The sequence below is a fragment of the Galactobacillus timonensis genome (assembly GCF_900240265.1).
GTDB classification, from domain to species: Bacteria; Bacillota_I; Bacilli_A; order Erysipelotrichales; family Erysipelotrichaceae; genus Bulleidia; species Bulleidia timonensis.
The window spans coordinates 1,170,915-1,185,839 of sequence record NZ_LT964739.1 but is presented as its reverse complement, the minus strand read 5'-3'; the positions used below and the strand labels follow the sequence as shown (position 1 = coordinate 1,185,839).

Sequence of the window (14,925 nt, the reverse complement as noted above, 5' to 3'; positions counted from 1 at the left end):
AAAGGCCGCGGCAGTTCCTGATCTTTTCTCAATTGTCAGCTGTTCAGATCTTCAAAGTAGCTGGTACGTGCCGGATTGAGTTCCGCATCAACAGCCATGCATGCAATCTTCCAGGTCCCGCCCTCCTTGAGGAACGTCACCTGATAGCCGGCATTCCATGTCCGATCCACCGTACCGTTGCTTGCATAGTAGTCGAAGGTGACATAGCCGACCATCGTATCATCGCTCTGCTGAATGATGTTGAAGGCCTGCTCGTTCGAGAAGTTCGAAGTGCTGTGTGACGTAAACCAGGTGTTGGGCATCGTGGAGATTCTGTCCCACCAGTCAGAATTGCGGACCGATATTGCACCAACCTGTGCCACGGTCGCTTCCTGCGCCGTAAACTTCGCACAGGTCACAATATCATCGATCATCGTCTGCGCAAGATCCGCATCATTGCTCGTTTTGCCAATGAGGAGGTTATTGGTCAGAACATCCTTCAATACGCCATAGCTGCTGTCCCCGTCGACTTCAATCGTCGGCTCGCCAAGCAGATTGTCCAGCTCATAAACATCCACCAGCGGCGCGAGACTCTGATCACCAAGACCGGAGAAGTTGCTTGCGGCAACACCGGTCTGCTTGCAGTAATCCTTCGAAACGGCAATGCCATTGGCAAGAATCGAAAGTCCTGTCGGAACCTCGATCGTATAATTCTGGTCGCCGACAAAGATCGTTCCCGCCAGCCACGTATCGTCCGCATTCTTTCTCAGACGCAGCGTTGCCAGGAACTTTCCGTCGCTGTACAGCTTGTAGTCCTTTGAGCCGTCGGAATTGTCGAGACCCGTATACTGCAGCGCATCGAGATCTACGCCGTCATATACTTCCTGCAGCTTTGCCGTATAGTCGGCTTCCGAATTGAAGTTGGGATCCACCTGCTGCGCATCCTCATACACCGCGTGATAATCCTGATCCTTCAGCTGCTGAAGATAGTTTGTAATTGCCGATTCCGGCAGCTTCCTTTCCTCTGCCGCAAATTCTTCCTTCGCCTGACGTACGCGGATCGAACCAAATACCGCCGTACCGGCAGTCAGCGCCGCAATGATGGCGATCGCAACCGGATATTTTACTTTCGTCATCAGTTGTCTCCCTTCACAAGGAATACGGTCGGCAGATTGCGCGAACCGTACATCGATACCGGCGTATTGACATACTTGCCCTTCCAGATCATCGCCGTCGAGTTGCCGCCATCAAGGTTGGCAGCCATCACCGCATCATACTTCTGGAAAATTTCAATCACATCCTCATACTTGGCGCCGAAGGAACTGGGACCTCTGCCATCGACCACCAGCAGCATGAACGTTCCATCGCCCGCCTGCGCAATGGCCGTACGCGGATTCAGAATGTTGAGACTGTCCGTACCGCCCGTCCATGCGACCTTGTAATTGTTAATGAGCGTCGGTCCGAAGGTCACTGCCTCCTTGACACCCCAGGACAGGAATTCATTTCCCGTCGCCTGCGTGCAGATCAGATGATGATCCTCCGTAATGCCGATCAGATCCATATACGTGTCACCGTTTCCATACACCAGCTTGCCGTCATGGATCACGATGCCCTGCGGAATCGAGCCGTTGCCCGTACCGCCCGCATCCTGGAAGCCGCCCGCATTCGTGCCGCCTGCCGCATTGTACATGCTGACATACGTATCAAGATCCGGCGCCGCCTGTCCCGTCGAAAGATACGGGTTGACCGCAACCGAAAGATCTTCCGCATTCTTAATGAGCATAAGATAGCCCTCATACGTCGAACCGTACACTGGAACGATCTCAATGCCATCGTCATCATTTGCCAGCGTCGATGTTTCCTGACTCTCATCCACCGTCACCGTATTGTCCCGGATACTGGCGATTTCCTCATCCGTATAGAACCAGCGGGCAATCTTGTATTCCGTGCTGCCCTCTTCCAGACCACGGATCTGCTGACGACTGTAGGCTGCCGCCGAACCGCGGAATTTCTCCTTATAATAAGCCCGCAGCTCATAGAGCCCCGCGCCCACAACGCCAATGGCGCACAGAAGAATCAGCAGCCACAGGGGCATGCCCTTCTGCTTTCTTTTCTTTTTCCCCATACAATGTCTCCCAATAGTCCTAAATATTATAAAACGCAGGCCCCATACTGACACACCTCATTTCCTTAAGATCCCCGAAAGAATACCTGCCGCACTGCCAAGTTTTCTCTGACACGTAGAGAATCTGGCATCTCCCCGAATGTTAAAACATTTACTATCAGTTCTTAAGATCGAGAGGAGACGGACATAAATCAGGAAAAGGTATTGCTCGCCATCGATCAGCCGGGTACAGAATCCGATCATCTCAACCGAGGCTTCCGCCGTACCTCTTCCCCGGCAAGAAGGGATCTCATCTACCGATGGACCGGCCCCGAAGGCGACTGCAGCATCAGCCAGTCCTTCAGCGGCTACGCCCTTCGCAGCAGTCCAATGACGGATATCGTGATTCCGGGAATTCTGATCCGAAAGGAAGTATTCTTCAACGAATATCTTTCGCCCCTCTCCGGGGCGCCTTCCACGAATCACCCAAAGCCCGGAAACAAACCCGGGCGTAAAAAAAGCTTCCTGTAACATTTAAGTGTGACAGGAAGCTGCCAATCACAGGCACGGAGGCTGAGTAAAGTAAAGAAAAAGAAAGTACCTCGGGTACAATTGAATCTGCTGACTGACGGTTAGCTGAAACAATTGACGGAGGTACATATGAAGAATAACACAGAAAAGCAGAATAAATCCGCAAATACAAAAGTTGGTACGGAAGAACTTAGGGATCAGAATTCTAAAATCGCATTCATAACGGATGACATGATGGTGATCGGTGTAGACGTAGGCAGCGAGAATCATTATGCAAGAGCGTTCACCAACCGGAAAATTGAGCTTTCCAGCAAGCCGTTCAAGTTTACCAACACTAAAGATGGCTTTGAGGCATTCAAAGCCTGGGCAGAGGATCTGGCAAAAAGGAATGGAATGAAATTCATCATCGTTGCGCTGGAGCCGACGGGTCATTACTGGATGAATTTGGGGACGTACATCAAGGACAGCGGAATGATTCTTGCGCAGGTTAATCCGGCTGCAGTCAAAAAGTCAAAGGAACTGGATGATAACGATCCTTCTAAGAATGACCGCAAAGATCCGAAGGTAATAGCGGGGCTGGCAAGTGACGGACGTTATTGTCTTCCCTATATTCCTGAAGGAGTTTATGCGGAAATCAGGGAACTTTCGAATCAGAGGATCCGTGCAGTAGAAGAACTGACAAGAACCAAAAACAGAGTTGCCAGATGGTTTTCCATCTACTTTCCGGAATACCTTGATGTGTATGGCAACGTCTACAATGTGACAGGAACGATGATTCTGAAGAAATATCCGCTTCCGCAGGATATTGTGGCAGCAGGGATTGACGGCATCCTGAAGGTGTGGAGCGATAACAAAGTCCGGGGGACAGGCAGACGAAGAGCAGAGAAATTGTACGAAGCAGCGAAGAACAGTATTGGCAGGAAAGAAGCCTCAAAATCCGCAAGGATGGAATTGATGGATCTTCTGAATGATCTGGAGACGTACGAATCAAGAGTGGATCGAATCATGGAAGAAGTAACTGATCTGCTGTGGCAGATCCCAAACACCAGAGAACTGCTCAATATTTCCGGTGTTGGGACGATCTCGGTACTGACGTTTGTGGCTGAGGTCGGAGATATCAGCAGAATCAAGGATGCCAAGGCTCTTCAGAAGCTGGCTGGACTTGCGATCGTAGCAGACAGCTCCGGCAAGCATAACGGAGAGAGCGGGATCAGCTATCGGGGGCGCAAGAGATTAAGGTGGTGCGTATATCAGCTGGCAATATCACTGATTAGTCGAAACAGAGATTTTGCGGCAATCCATGCGTACTACACAACGCGTGCGGAGAACCCGTTAAAGAAGATGCAGTCTCTGATTGCGGTCGGTTGTAAAGCAATGAGAGTCTTCTACAAGATTCTGACAACAGGAACTCCGTACGATGGTCGGAAGATGACGTCAGACATTATTCGCCCGGCTGCAGCGTAAGAATCAAAGAAATATGTCACAGGCAGATCTGAGTGCCTGAAGCTCAGACATTGAGATCTGCCTTGTGATCGACGGATGATAAGGCAGTTCAGCATTACCGGCAAGCCATGACAGGCTAACGTCCGCTGCGCAAGCAGCGCTGTCGTGGTAAGTCAGCAGATTCAAAAGACAAAGTACAAGCCAGCAGTTGGCAGATATATTGACCTTGGGATTTAATCCCGTAAAAAAGCTTAGCCGACGCCCAGGTTATGGACAAGCGGAACGAAGGAAGTTGGGACCTGTGCAGTACGCAGTGATCCTGGTAGACACGGGAGGTTCGCCGCCATAGAAGTGATGGGAGAACAAGTGCTGTTTATTGAAAAAGTCAGACGTTCTTGTTTTCGTCGTACACACTTTTCTATGATTTCGCATCCAATGCAGGAAATGATTACTCCATAACCGCGGCAAGTACTTCGAGGTACATTCAAAAAAGCTTTATTTCAAGCCAAAAATTTCTTGACACAATAGGGAGGCCATTACGCAGATGCATTTCTGCATAATGGCCTTGTTATAAATCAATGGCAGGGGTGGAGAGAATCGAACTCCCATCAACGGTTTTGGAGACCGTTGTACTACCATTGTACGACACCCCTAATGGTGACGAGTACGGGATTCGGACCCGTGAATGCCGCCGTGAAAGGGCGGTGTGTTAAGCCACTTCACCAACTCGCCATCGAGGATTGCTTAGCTATACTAGCACAAACAAAAAAACAGGGCAACAGCCAAATGAAACAGAATTCTCGACAAACCCCCAAAATTCAGACCGGCGAAAGTATACTATCAGCGAAGAGGAACATTTATGAAAAACTGGACACGCGAAGAACGATACCGCCCGCTCAAGGATCCGCAGGAGCTTTGGACCCTGCACCAGGAAACCAGCCGCTCCAACTATCGGCAAACCTATCACGTCCAATCCATCACGGGCCTGATGAATGACCCGAACGGCTTTGTGTGGCACAACAACCAGTGGCACCTGTTCTACCAATGGTTCCCCTGGGGAGCTGTCCACGGCCTCAAGTACTGGTACCATGTCGTATCCGATGACCTTGTGACATGGAAGAACCTCGGCGTCTGCCTGATGCCGGATCGGGAATATGACAATAAAGGCGTCTACTCCGGTTCCGCGATGCCGATCGGCGACTCGCTCTATCTCTACTATACGGGCAACAGCCGCGACGAAAACTGGGTCCGCCACCCGTACACCTGCCTTGCCCGTCTGCGTGACGATGGCTGGACCGAAAAGTATCCCCTCCCACTGTTCGGCGCCCATCCGGATTACACGGAACATCAGCGGGATCCGAAAATTCTCTATAATCCTGAGCAGAACGCCTATTACATCCTTCTCGGCGCCCAAAGGAAAAAGAATCTGACCGGCTGCGTCCTCGTCTATAAAAGCGACGATCTGCTTCATGGCTGGAACTTCGCCGGCGAACTGAAAGTGCCCGGCTTCGAATCCTTCGGCGACATGTGGGAGTGCCCCACCATCGAAAAGATCGGCGGAAAGGACATCCTCCTCTTCTGCCCCCAGCATCTCAGAATTGCGGGCCGCGGCAGCTCCACCAACCACAACGGCTATATCATCGGCGATATGAGCTGGGACACATTGACCTTTACACCAAAGACCCAGTTCCATGTCCTGGACTTCGGCTTTGATTCCTACGCCGCCGCCTTTGCCAATAATGTGCAGGATGAGTCCAAGGGCATTCTGATTGCCTGGATGGGACTTCCTGACAGCAGCTATCCGACCGATGAAGAAAACTGGTCCGGATGCCTCACTCTGCCGCGCGAACTCCGCATCCGCGGACGCCGTCTGGTTCAGCAGCCGCTTCCGCAGTTAAAGGAGCTGCGCGATCAGGAGCTCGACGTCACCAAAGCAGATCGTGGTGAACTGTGTCCGCTGCCGCAAAGCTGTGAGATGGAATTCTACTGCCGGCCTGGGGATGTAGATCTGATATTATTCGCCAAAGAAAACGGGGAAGACGGCCTCAAGATCAGTTTCAACCAGGCAAAGTGCCAGATCACCGTCGATCGCTCCCACATGGATCGCCGCTTCAACGAAGATCAGGGTGAAGCACGTACCCGCAGCCTGCCGAACGGTCTGACGCATCTGCGCATCTTCATCGATCACAGCAGCGTCGAAATCTTCGTCAATGATGGAGACGCCGTCTTTACCAGCCGCGTCTTTCCAGATGAAAACGAAAACAGCTTCCAGATCCACGGCGACGTCTTTCTGCGCATGTGGACACTGAAGCGCGCAACAAAGGATACGATGACCATATGACAAAGAAAGAAAAATCCTGCGGCGCCGTCATTATCCGCCGCAACAATGAAACAGTACAGTATCTGCTGATCCATCAGGTGCAGGGCCACTGGTGCTTCCCGAAAGGTCATGTCGAAGAAAATGAGACGGAGCATGAAACAGCGAAGCGTGAAATCAAGGAGGAGACCGGCCTCAAGGTCACCTTCCTCGACGGCTTCCGCCATACGCTCAGCTATTCTCCTTCCTCGGGTGTCTCGAAGGATGTTGTCTACTTTCTTGCCGCATATGAAAGCGGAAAGGAAAAGGCACAGAAAGAGGAACTGCAGGGCATGGACTGGTTCACCTACGACGAAGCCATGGCCATGATCACCTACCCCAATGACCGTGATCTGCTTGTACAGGCCGCAAAGTTCCTGGCGGAGAAATAACGCCGCAAAAAAACAGCCCCGAAAGGCTGTTTCTTACCATCATTCTTCTTTCCAGGCATCTTTGCGCAGCGGCTTGATCCTTTTCAGCACCAGCTTCGCAATCGTTCCTGTCAACAATCCCGTCGGAATGGAAATCAGCAGGAAGTACGGCAGAATCGCCAGAATCCCCGGCTGCATATAAAACACCATCACCACCAGTGTCTGCCCCACCGAATGCGCAATCGAGCTGAACACCGAAGTAAACAGCAGCGACGAATGCAGATGGTCCAGCAGAATCAGAACCAGCGAAGAAAGAACAATTCCCCCGCAGCTGATCCAGAACATACTGCCAAGGAATGTTCCGCTCAGCAGCGAACCGATCACGACCCGCATCACATTGACAATGATCATATCCTTTACGCCAAGGATCCGGATCGTTACCAGCGCAATGATATTGGCGAGGCCGACTCTGAAAAAGCCGAAAACCGGCGGCAGAATCGCTGTCTCCAGAAGATTCAGCGTAATCGCCATCGCCGACAGCATCGCAAGATACGTAAACCGCCGCGTCCGTTCAATTCGCATCGTTCGATGACTCCACAAAAATCATAATATTGTTCGGCAGACACGTGATCGGAATCAGGCTGTCCTTGTTTGCCCAGCCCATCGAAGCGCAGATGTGGTTCGGGCACTTTTCATTGATGACCCGCCACTGGTTGTCCTTCACCTCGATCTGCAGTCCGCCATAATCACCATCCACCGTATAGATCGCATCAACCGCCGGATCGAACTCCAGCACAATGTCACTGGCATGCTGAACAGCCACCGTCACACCGCTTTCCGACTTGAAATCGCCGCTGGTCGAAGAACCGGTATACAGCGTATTCACATGATTCAGCACCAGCAGACCAACCAGCGCACCAACCGCCACAAGGACCAGAATCCATATTTCTTTCTTTTTCATAGCGCGAGTATTGTAACATGCCGCCGCCTGTTTTTTTACTCTCCCGCTTTTTCAGGCTGCTTCAGGATCAGATCCATCGCCTCAATATAGCCCGCAAAGCCATGGCCCTTGATCTGTGCCAGACAGTAGGGCGCCTCATAGGAAATGTGACGATACGCTTCACGCTCATCAATATCCGTAATATGCACCTCTACGACAGGCAGCGGCGCGACCCCATGAACTGCATCCCCCAAAGCCAGGCTGGTATGCGTATAGGCACCGGGATTGATCACAACCCCGTCATAGTGCTTGAAATAGGCTTCCTGAATCCAGTCCACCAGATCCCCTTCATGATTCGACTGCCGGCAATCCGCCGCCACCTGCCGCTTTTTCGCTTCCGTCTCAATCAGATGAATCAGATCCTCATAGGACTCGCTTCCATACAGGTTTTTCTCACGGATGCCGAGCAGGTTGAGATTTGCCCCGTTAATGAACATAATCCGCTTCATATCTGCCGCCTTCACTTCCTTCTTCGGCTTGTCAAACAGCCGCCGACGCTCTGTCGCCGTCCGCATCTTTTCCTTCATGCCCGCATAGTCATCCTGTTTCAGAAGGCTGCGGAACCGCTTCATTTCCGCATCGAACTCATCAATCTCCCGCAGAAGATTGTCCTTGTTCATGACGAAGAGCTCCGGCCAAAGATCCTCATTGATATTCGCAATCCGCGTCAGATCGCGGAACGAGTCACCCGTATACTGCGCAAGGTGCGTATTGTCGCTTGCATTCATCAGCGAAATCGCAATCACATGCGTAAGCTGCGACAGAAAGCCGACCATCCGGTCATGATCTTCCGGAGACAGTACGCTGATGCGCGTAAAGCCGAGTGCTTCGGCCAGCGAATGCGCCGTATCAATGGCTGCTCTTGTATTCTCAGCCGTCGGCACAATGATGAAATTGGCTCCTTCAAAGCGCGATGCGTCCGCATAATCAATGCCGCGGCTCTCACGTCCCGCCATCGGATGGCAGGCGATAAACTCCACACCGTCCGGAAGAAGGGCATTGACCTGCGCAATGATCTGCCGCTTCACACCGGTCACATCGCTGACCAGTGCCCCGCAATGAATCCAGTGCCCATTCTCCTCAAGCCAGTGGATCAGTGTATGAGGATACAGCGCAAAGATCACCAGGTCCGCATCCTTTACAAGCGAAGGATCATTCCCGCCCTCTTCAATCCAGTGGCGCTCCTTCGCCTTTTCGATCGTCGACGCATCAATATCAATGCCGATCACATGGTAAAAGCCCGCAGAGTGCAGCGCCTGCACATAGCTGCCGCCAAGTACACCAAGACCAACGACCGCAATCCTTGTGTCCGTATCCAGCATCATTGAACCTCCATGCCTGTCAGCCTCAGATCATCGAAGAAACCGGGATAGCTCTTGTTGATGGCTTCGGCCCCGTGAATCGTCACAGGACCATCCGCACATCCGGCTAGTACCGCAAGCGCCATCACAATGCGATGATCATTATGCCCGTCTACTTCCACATTACCACGGACCGCCGTCCTGCCGCGTACCGTTACGGTATCCCGGGTCGATGAAATATCGCAGCCCATCTTACCCATTTCTTCTTCCATGCACGCAATGCGATCGCTTTCCTTAACGCGCAGCCTTCCGGCATTGGTAAATACCGTCGTTCCTTCACACTGCGACGCCAGCGCAAACAGCACCGGCCCAAGGTCCGGACAGTCCGCAAGATCGATCGTTCCGGAATGCAATTTTCCTGCACCCGAAATGCCAAAGCCATCACCTGAAGCACTCGTTTCGACAATGACACCGGCACGCTCCAGGGCTGACACAAATGCCATGTCTCCCTGTCTGCTTGCAGGGTTCAGGCCCTGCAGCGTGATGGAAGTATCCGTGATGCCGGCAAGGACACCGAAAAAGGCGGCCTGCGACGCATCGCCTTCCACGCTCACGTTGATCGGCTGGTAGTGCTGACTGCCTTTGATGAAAATCGTGAGTCCATCATCCTGAATCTCCAGGCCGGATCTGACAAGGACCTGCTCCGTCAGTCCCACATAGGAGCGTGACTCATACGGAGGGCGGATCCGGATCAAAGAATCACCTGACAGTAACGGCAGCGCAAACAGCAGCCCCGTAATAAACTGCGAACTGATGGAGCCATCAATATCAAAGGTTCCAGCAGAAAGCGGCCCCTGCACCCGCAGATATTCACCAGCCTGGGCAAACGGAAGATTCTCCCTTGCAAAGAGATCCGCATATACATCAAGCGGCCTGTGCATCAGCCGGCCATGTCCCGTAAAGACAACCGGACGCTGCTGCACCACCGCAATCGGAATCAGAAAGCGAAGCGTCGATCCCGACTCTGAGCAGTCAAGAACTTCGCCATCATAGCTGATTCCCTTCCCATAAACGAGGATCGTGTCACCGGCGTTTTCAACATCCGCTCCCAGATGGCGCAGACACCGGATCGTTGCCTGCGTATCCGCATTATCAACCAGCCGCCGGATCGTTGAAGTTCCTTCGGCAAGTGACGCCGCAATCAAGGCACGGTGTGAGATTGACTTGCTGGCAGGGACAGTAACGATGGCCCGGGCACGGGGACGTCCCGACACCTTTACATCCATCTCACAGATCCCTTCCGATGGCGCGGGCTACCGCTCTTCCTTCACGCACCAGATCGCCGAAATGATTCGGCTTCAGCGACTGCATACCGTCGGAAAGCGCACATTCCGGATGATTGTGGCACTCAATGATCAGACCGTCGGCACCTGCCGCAATCGCCGCCAGCGATACCGGCTTGACCAGCTTCCAGTCGCCCGTCGCATGGGAAGGATCGATCACAATCGGCAGATGCGTCTTTTCATGGATGATCGGAACCACGGCCAGATCCATCGTATTGCGCGTATATTTCTCGAAGGTGCGGATGCCGCGCTCACAGAAGATGACGTTCGGATTGCCTTCCGACATAATGTACTCCGCACTCATGATCCACTCCTCGATTGTCGCCGACATGCCGCGCTTGAGAAGGACCGGCTTCTTCGTACGGCCCACGGCCTTAAGAAGATCAAAGTTCTGCATGTTGCGGGCACCGATCTGAATCAGATCAACATTTTCAACAAACTCATCGAGGTGATCAGCACTCATCAGCTCCGTCACGATGGGCATCCCCGTCTCACGGCGCGCCTCGACAAGATCCTTGATTCCCTCGGAGCCAAGGCCCTGGAAGCTGTAGGGCGACGTACGCGGCTTATACGCACCACCGCGCAGAATCTCGGCACCTTCCGCCTTGACTTCCCTCGCGATTTCGCAGACGCCTTCTTCACTTTCAACGGCGCACGGACCGGCCATCAGAACAACCTTCTGCCCGGCACCGATCTTGATTCCGCCGACATCGACGATCGTATCCTGCGGATGGAACATGCGATTGACAAGCTTGTAGGGAGCCTGTACACGCTGCACATTCTCAACCCACTCATTAGCGAGAATATCGCGCTCATCCAGGCGCGTCGTATCACCGACAAGGCCGAAGACATTGAAGCTGTCTCCGTAAATCATATGAACCTGCAGGTTCATTTCGTTGAACCGCTGAATCAGCGCATCGACTTCCTCTTTCGGTGCATCTTTCTTTAATGTGATAATCATTTCAGTTTTCTCCCCTTACAATTTCTTCAATCGCACGGACAGTTTCATTCAGCTGCCCGTTATTCTCTACACATCGATCACTGTACAGCCGATAGAGCGGAAGACGCTCCTCATACAGCCTGCGGATCGCATCATCATCCGGACTCAGGGGCCGCTCACTTGTCCCGTGCAGAAGCATGGGACTGCGGTCCAGCCAGATGACAACTCCGTTTTCTGCGAGCATCCGCATATTCTCTACGCGCTTGATCACGCCGCCGCCCGTCGAAATTACGGTACGCTTCTTCGAGCGAAGATCCTCAATCAGCTTCGTTTCCTGGTCACGGAACCATGTCTCACCTTTCGTTTCAAACACATTGCGGATGCTGGTTCCGAAGCGCTTCACAAGTTCCGCATCCATCTCCACAAAGTCCCAGCCAAGCTGCTGCGCGAGCATCCGTCCAACAACCGTTTTGCCGGATGAAGGCATGCCGATGAGAACAACATTCGACTGCATCATCTTCATCTGCCAGAGGCAGCTCATCACAGTTTTCTCATCAACGGCTGTTCCAAAAAACAGCTCCTGTGCCCGTGCCGCCTGACGCACGAGCATCTCCAGTCCCCCGTACGCCTTCTTCCCGGCCAGCTGAGCCTCAAACTGAAGTTTTGTACGCAATGGATTGGCAATGATATCAGCCACGGTATGAACCGAACTGAGCTTCCCGATTTCTACAGGAGCAGCGTCACAGTCGGGACTCATACCGACCGGCGTCGTATTGATGAGGACATCGAAGGAAGAAGCCATCAGTTCCGGATAGCTGAGCATCGAAAATCGACTTCCTTCCCGCGGATGCCGGCTGACAAGGACAACCGATCCGCCAAGATCCACCACAGCCTGGCAGACCGCGTGGCTGGCACCTCCGGTGCCAAGTACGGCGGTCTTTCCGGAAAGCGATACATGATTGCGTTCCATCATCTGCCTGAAACCGGACACATCCGTGTTATGGCCGGTAAGACGGCCGTGGTCGTTGACGATACAGTTCACTGCGCCGATCGCCCTTGCGGCGGGATCGAGTTCATCGAGATAGGGGATCACCTTCTGTTTCCAGGGAATCGTGACGTTTACGGCCTTGAAGTTTCTCTCTTCGAGAAACTGCTTCAGTGCTTCTTCCGTTTCAACCGGATGAAGCTGATAGTCGATACCGTTATGAAAGCAGGCATGAATCGCCGGCGATATGGAATGGCCCAGCGGATTTCCGATCAGTCCATATTCCATATCATTCTCCCTTCAGCCACTGGCGGCTATGCGCACTTGCGAGCATGTCAGCGAGCGTGAATGCCGTCATAGCATCGACAACCGCCCTTGCCCGGTGAATGATCGCCGGATCATGGCGGCCGTGAATTTCAATCGTAACGTTCTCCTTCGTACTGAGTTTGACCGTATGCTGGGGCTGTGCAATCGAAGGCGTCGGCTTGATGACAACCGACATCCTGATCGGCATGCCGTTGGTAATACCGCCGTTAATGCCACCGTTATGATTCGTTACTGTGTCAATTCTGCCATCCTTGATCTCAAAGGCATCGTTGGCCTGACTTCCCGTCATGTCCGCAAAGCCGAAGCCTTCGCCAAACGACACCCCCTTCACCGCCGGAATCGAGAACATCGCTTCCGCAAGCCTTGACTCGACAGATTCAAACTCCGGTTCCCCAATGCCTGCCTCCATACCGATGACGCGCGTCTCAAGTACGCCGCCAACGGAATCAAGCTGCTGGCGCGCCAGTTCAATTTCCCGGATCATCTGTTCCCCCTTCTGTTGGTTCAGGACGGGGAAGGAAGCTTCATTTATCATTGCAATCTGCTTTTCAAGACTGCTCTCATCCCAGGCATCATCCCTGACACCATGCAGGCTGGCAATGTGCGTACCGATGACGATGCCGCGCTGTTCCAGCATCTGTGCCAGGATCGCTCCTGCCGCCACCATCGGTGCCGTAAGCCGTCCGGAGAAGTGGCCGCCGCCTGCCCTGTCCTGATAGCCAAGGTACCGTTTCTCAGCCGCGTAGTCCGCATGTCCCGGCCGCGGCGTATCGGCAATATTCTGATAATCGGTACTGCGCATATTGGTGTTGCGGATCAGGATGGCAACCGGCGTACCTTCCGTCACATCATCCTTGATGCCGCTGAGAAACTCAACCGCATCCGCCTCATGACGTCCGGTCGATATTGTTCCAACAGCGCGCCTCTTATCCATCGCTTGCGCCAGCTTTTCGCGATCAATCCGGAAACCGGAAGGAAGGCCGTCAAGCACCGCACCGATCGCTGCCCCGTGCGACTCTCCAAACAGCGTCAGCGTAATTTCATGGCCGATCGTATTCTTCATATACCAAGCTTCTCCTTTACCTGCGCCATCGTCCATGTCTCAATCGTTCCTTTGCCAATCTCTGGTACCTGGACGATTGAGATACTGTCATGCGACGCCTTCTTATCGTTGCGAATCCGCTCATAGACTGCGGATGGATCCGCTTCATATTCACACGGAAGGTTGAGCCGGTCCAGAACCTTCTTCAGCCTTCTCTTGATTTCTTCATTTTCAAGGATCGTCATCATACCGATACTTACAGCCTCTCCATGCAGGAGTGCACCGTCGCTCAGACTCTCATAGGCGTGTCCGAAGGTATGCCCGAAGTTGAGCAGCTTCCTCTCACCGCTCTCCCTCTCATCCGCCTCAACCACTGCCTTCTTGACCGCAAGGGAACGTTCAATGATCGTATCGAGATGAGTCTGCCAGTCATCCTGTTCAAAGCTTTCAAAGAGCTCCGGATCACGGATCAATCCCGTCTTGATCGCCTCCGCACAGCCTTCCGAAAGAAGACGCGGACTCAATGTCGAAAGAACATCGGGATCGATCAGCACCGCCTTCGGCTGCCAGAAGGCGCCGACACTGTTCTTGACACTGTTGAAGTCAATTGCCGTCTTTCCGCCGATCGAAGAATCGACCATCGCCAGCATCGTAGTGGGAACGTTGATCCACTCGATGCCGCGCATATAGATGGATGCCGCAAAACCGGAGAGGTCTCCGACAACCCCGCCGCCCAGTGCAATCACCAGATCTTTCCGGGATAGATGCGCTTCCAGCATCGCAGCAAGCACCTTCTGAAGCTGATCGAAGCACTTTGAATCTTCACCATGCGGAATTACATACAACGGCTGATCCGGAAACTGCGCCTGCAGAATATCGCGCCACTTTGCAGGAACACCGTCATCACTGATCACAAACACCCGCTTCCCTTGAGGAACATAGTCCGACACCTTTGCCAGCAGACCATGTTCCAGCGTAATCCTGTAGCTGCCATCCGACACCGCTACATCCATTTCCATAACATTCCTCCCCTGAATCGAAAAAAGCCACACGGCATCATCCGTATGGCTCATTCATTCGAACGCTTCAGGATCATGCCGGACACGATGAACAGGCAGGATCCAAACTTCCTGCCTACTTTGTAAAGTAATAAAAGTAAAACATCGTGTACGACTGATTCATGGCTCAACTATAACACCCTCC

General features: G+C 52.9%; 14 protein-coding genes and 2 tRNA genes. 4 read left to right on the top strand and 12 right to left on the bottom strand.

Annotation, left to right across the window (positions count from 1 at the left end; translation table 11 throughout):
- Positions 1-35: 35 nt before the first annotated feature.
- Positions 36-1,115, bottom strand: a complete 1,080-nt coding sequence (locus C1714_RS05610) for an NTF2-like N-terminal transpeptidase domain-containing protein (RefSeq protein ID WP_102342264.1) — start codon at positions 1,113-1,115, stop codon at positions 36-38.
- Positions 1,115-2,104: a phosphodiester glycosidase family protein gene (locus C1714_RS05605; RefSeq protein ID WP_102342263.1), complete on the bottom strand. Its 990-nt coding sequence runs from the start codon at positions 2,102-2,104 to the stop codon at positions 1,115-1,117. Before C1714_RS05605 ends, C1714_RS05610 begins: the two co-directional genes overlap by 1 nt.
- A 204-nt stretch (positions 2,105-2,308) precedes the next feature.
- On the opposite strand from C1714_RS05605, the gene C1714_RS05600 reads away from it, so the two are divergent.
- Both C1714_RS05600 and C1714_RS05595 read left to right on the top strand, forming a co-directional pair.
- Positions 2,309-2,614 (top strand): hypothetical protein, encoded by a 306-nt coding sequence (locus C1714_RS05600; RefSeq protein ID WP_102342262.1) that lies wholly within the window; start codon positions 2,309-2,311, stop codon positions 2,612-2,614.
- Positions 2,615-2,743: 129 nt separating this feature from the next.
- The gene (locus C1714_RS05595; protein ID WP_210115260.1) at positions 2,744-4,078 is read left to right on the top strand and encodes an IS110 family RNA-guided transposase; all 1,335 of its coding nucleotides are present in this window, start codon (positions 2,744-2,746) and stop codon (positions 4,076-4,078) included.
- 558 nt (positions 4,079-4,636) lie between these two features.
- On the opposite strand, the gene C1714_RS05590 is transcribed toward C1714_RS05595, so the two are convergent.
- Positions 4,637-4,710 (bottom strand) — tRNA-Trp (locus C1714_RS05590).
- A 2-nt stretch (positions 4,711-4,712) separates the two neighbouring features.
- Positions 4,713-4,789, bottom strand: a tRNA-Glu gene (locus C1714_RS05585).
- A 127-nt stretch (positions 4,790-4,916) separates the two neighbouring features.
- Here C1714_RS05585 and C1714_RS05580 point away from each other — a divergent pair.
- Together C1714_RS05580 and C1714_RS05575 are read left to right on the top strand one after the other, a co-directional pair.
- A complete protein-coding gene (locus C1714_RS05580) occupies positions 4,917-6,398 on the top strand; it encodes a sucrose-6-phosphate hydrolase (protein WP_102342261.1) in 1,482 nt (493 codons plus the stop codon).
- Positions 6,395-6,805 carry a bis(5'-nucleosyl)-tetraphosphatase gene (locus C1714_RS05575; protein WP_102342260.1) on the top strand — a complete coding sequence of 137 codons (411 nt, stop codon included), beginning with the start codon at positions 6,395-6,397 and terminating at the stop codon, positions 6,803-6,805. The genes C1714_RS05580 and C1714_RS05575 overlap by 4 nt, the downstream gene beginning before the upstream one ends.
- A 39-nt stretch (positions 6,806-6,844) precedes the next feature.
- Here the strand turns inward: C1714_RS05575 and C1714_RS05570 are convergent, their stop codons facing one another.
- Genes C1714_RS05570 through aroB form a run of 8 tightly spaced genes read right to left on the bottom strand, consistent with a single transcriptional unit; the run spans position 6,845 to position 14,741 of the window.
- A complete protein-coding gene (locus tag C1714_RS05570; protein WP_102342259.1) occupies positions 6,845-7,366 on the bottom strand; it encodes a Gx transporter family protein in 522 nt (173 codons plus the stop codon).
- Complete coding sequence (locus tag C1714_RS05565) at positions 7,356-7,745, bottom strand: NusG domain II-containing protein (protein ID WP_102342258.1); 390 nt, start codon at positions 7,743-7,745, stop codon at positions 7,356-7,358. The genes C1714_RS05570 and C1714_RS05565 overlap by 11 nt, the downstream gene beginning before the upstream one ends.
- A 35-nt stretch (positions 7,746-7,780) precedes the next feature.
- Entirely contained in the window at positions 7,781-9,109 is a 1,329-nt protein-coding gene (locus C1714_RS14405; protein WP_245305060.1) for a type II 3-dehydroquinate dehydratase, read from the bottom strand.
- Positions 9,106-10,371 (bottom strand): 3-phosphoshikimate 1-carboxyvinyltransferase, encoded by a 1,266-nt coding sequence (gene aroA / locus C1714_RS05555; RefSeq protein WP_102342257.1) that lies wholly within the window; start codon positions 10,369-10,371, stop codon positions 9,106-9,108. Before aroA ends, C1714_RS14405 begins: the two co-directional genes overlap by 4 nt.
- A 1-nt stretch (position 10,372) precedes the next feature.
- Complete coding sequence (aroF, locus tag C1714_RS05550; RefSeq protein WP_102342256.1) at positions 10,373-11,389, bottom strand: 3-deoxy-7-phosphoheptulonate synthase; 1,017 nt, start codon at positions 11,387-11,389, stop codon at positions 10,373-10,375.
- Between the two features lies 1 nt (position 11,390).
- Entirely contained in the window at positions 11,391-12,641 is a 1,251-nt protein-coding gene (locus tag C1714_RS05545; RefSeq protein ID WP_102342255.1) for a shikimate kinase, read from the bottom strand.
- Between the two features lies 1 nt (position 12,642).
- Positions 12,643-13,743, bottom strand: a complete 1,101-nt coding sequence (aroC, locus tag C1714_RS05540) for a chorismate synthase (RefSeq protein ID WP_102342254.1) — start codon at positions 13,741-13,743, stop codon at positions 12,643-12,645.
- Positions 13,740-14,741 carry a 3-dehydroquinate synthase gene (gene aroB, locus C1714_RS05535; protein WP_102342253.1) on the bottom strand — a complete coding sequence of 334 codons (1,002 nt, stop codon included), beginning with the start codon at positions 14,739-14,741 and terminating at the stop codon, positions 13,740-13,742. The genes aroC and aroB overlap by 4 nt, the downstream gene beginning before the upstream one ends.
- Positions 14,742-14,925: the final 184 nt, after the last annotated feature.

Excerpts from the sequence above, each read along its gene's own strand:
- C1714_RS05610 (WP_102342264.1), bottom strand. The coding sequence starts at position 1,115 with ATGACGAAAGTAAAATATCCGGTTGCGATCGCCATCATTGCGGCGCTG.
- C1714_RS05605 (WP_102342263.1), bottom strand. The coding sequence starts at position 2,104 with ATGGGGAAAAAGAAAAGAAAGCAGAAGGGCATGCCCCTGTGGCTGCTG.
- C1714_RS05595 (WP_210115260.1), top strand. The coding sequence starts at position 2,744 with ATGAAGAATAACACAGAAAAGCAGAATAAATCCGCAAATACAAAAGTT.
- C1714_RS05580 (WP_102342261.1), top strand. The coding sequence starts at position 4,917 with ATGAAAAACTGGACACGCGAAGAACGATACCGCCCGCTCAAGGATCCG.
- C1714_RS05575 (WP_102342260.1), top strand. The coding sequence starts at position 6,395 with ATGACAAAGAAAGAAAAATCCTGCGGCGCCGTCATTATCCGCCGCAAC.
- C1714_RS05570 (WP_102342259.1), bottom strand. The coding sequence starts at position 7,366 with ATGCGAATTGAACGGACGCGGCGGTTTACGTATCTTGCGATGCTGTCG.
- C1714_RS05565 (WP_102342258.1), bottom strand. The coding sequence starts at position 7,745 with ATGAAAAAGAAAGAAATATGGATTCTGGTCCTTGTGGCGGTTGGTGCG.
- C1714_RS14405 (WP_245305060.1), bottom strand. The coding sequence starts at position 9,109 with ATGATGCTGGATACGGACACAAGGATTGCGGTCGTTGGTCTTGGTGTA.
- aroA (WP_102342257.1), bottom strand. The coding sequence starts at position 10,371 with ATGGATGTAAAGGTGTCGGGACGTCCCCGTGCCCGGGCCATCGTTACT.
- aroF (WP_102342256.1), bottom strand. The coding sequence starts at position 11,389 with ATGATTATCACATTAAAGAAAGATGCACCGAAAGAGGAAGTCGATGCG.
- C1714_RS05545 (WP_102342255.1), bottom strand. The coding sequence starts at position 12,641 with ATGGAATATGGACTGATCGGAAATCCGCTGGGCCATTCCATATCGCCG.
- aroC (WP_102342254.1), bottom strand. The coding sequence starts at position 13,743 with ATGAAGAATACGATCGGCCATGAAATTACGCTGACGCTGTTTGGAGAG.
- aroB (WP_102342253.1), bottom strand. The coding sequence starts at position 14,741 with ATGGAAATGGATGTAGCGGTGTCGGATGGCAGCTACAGGATTACGCTG.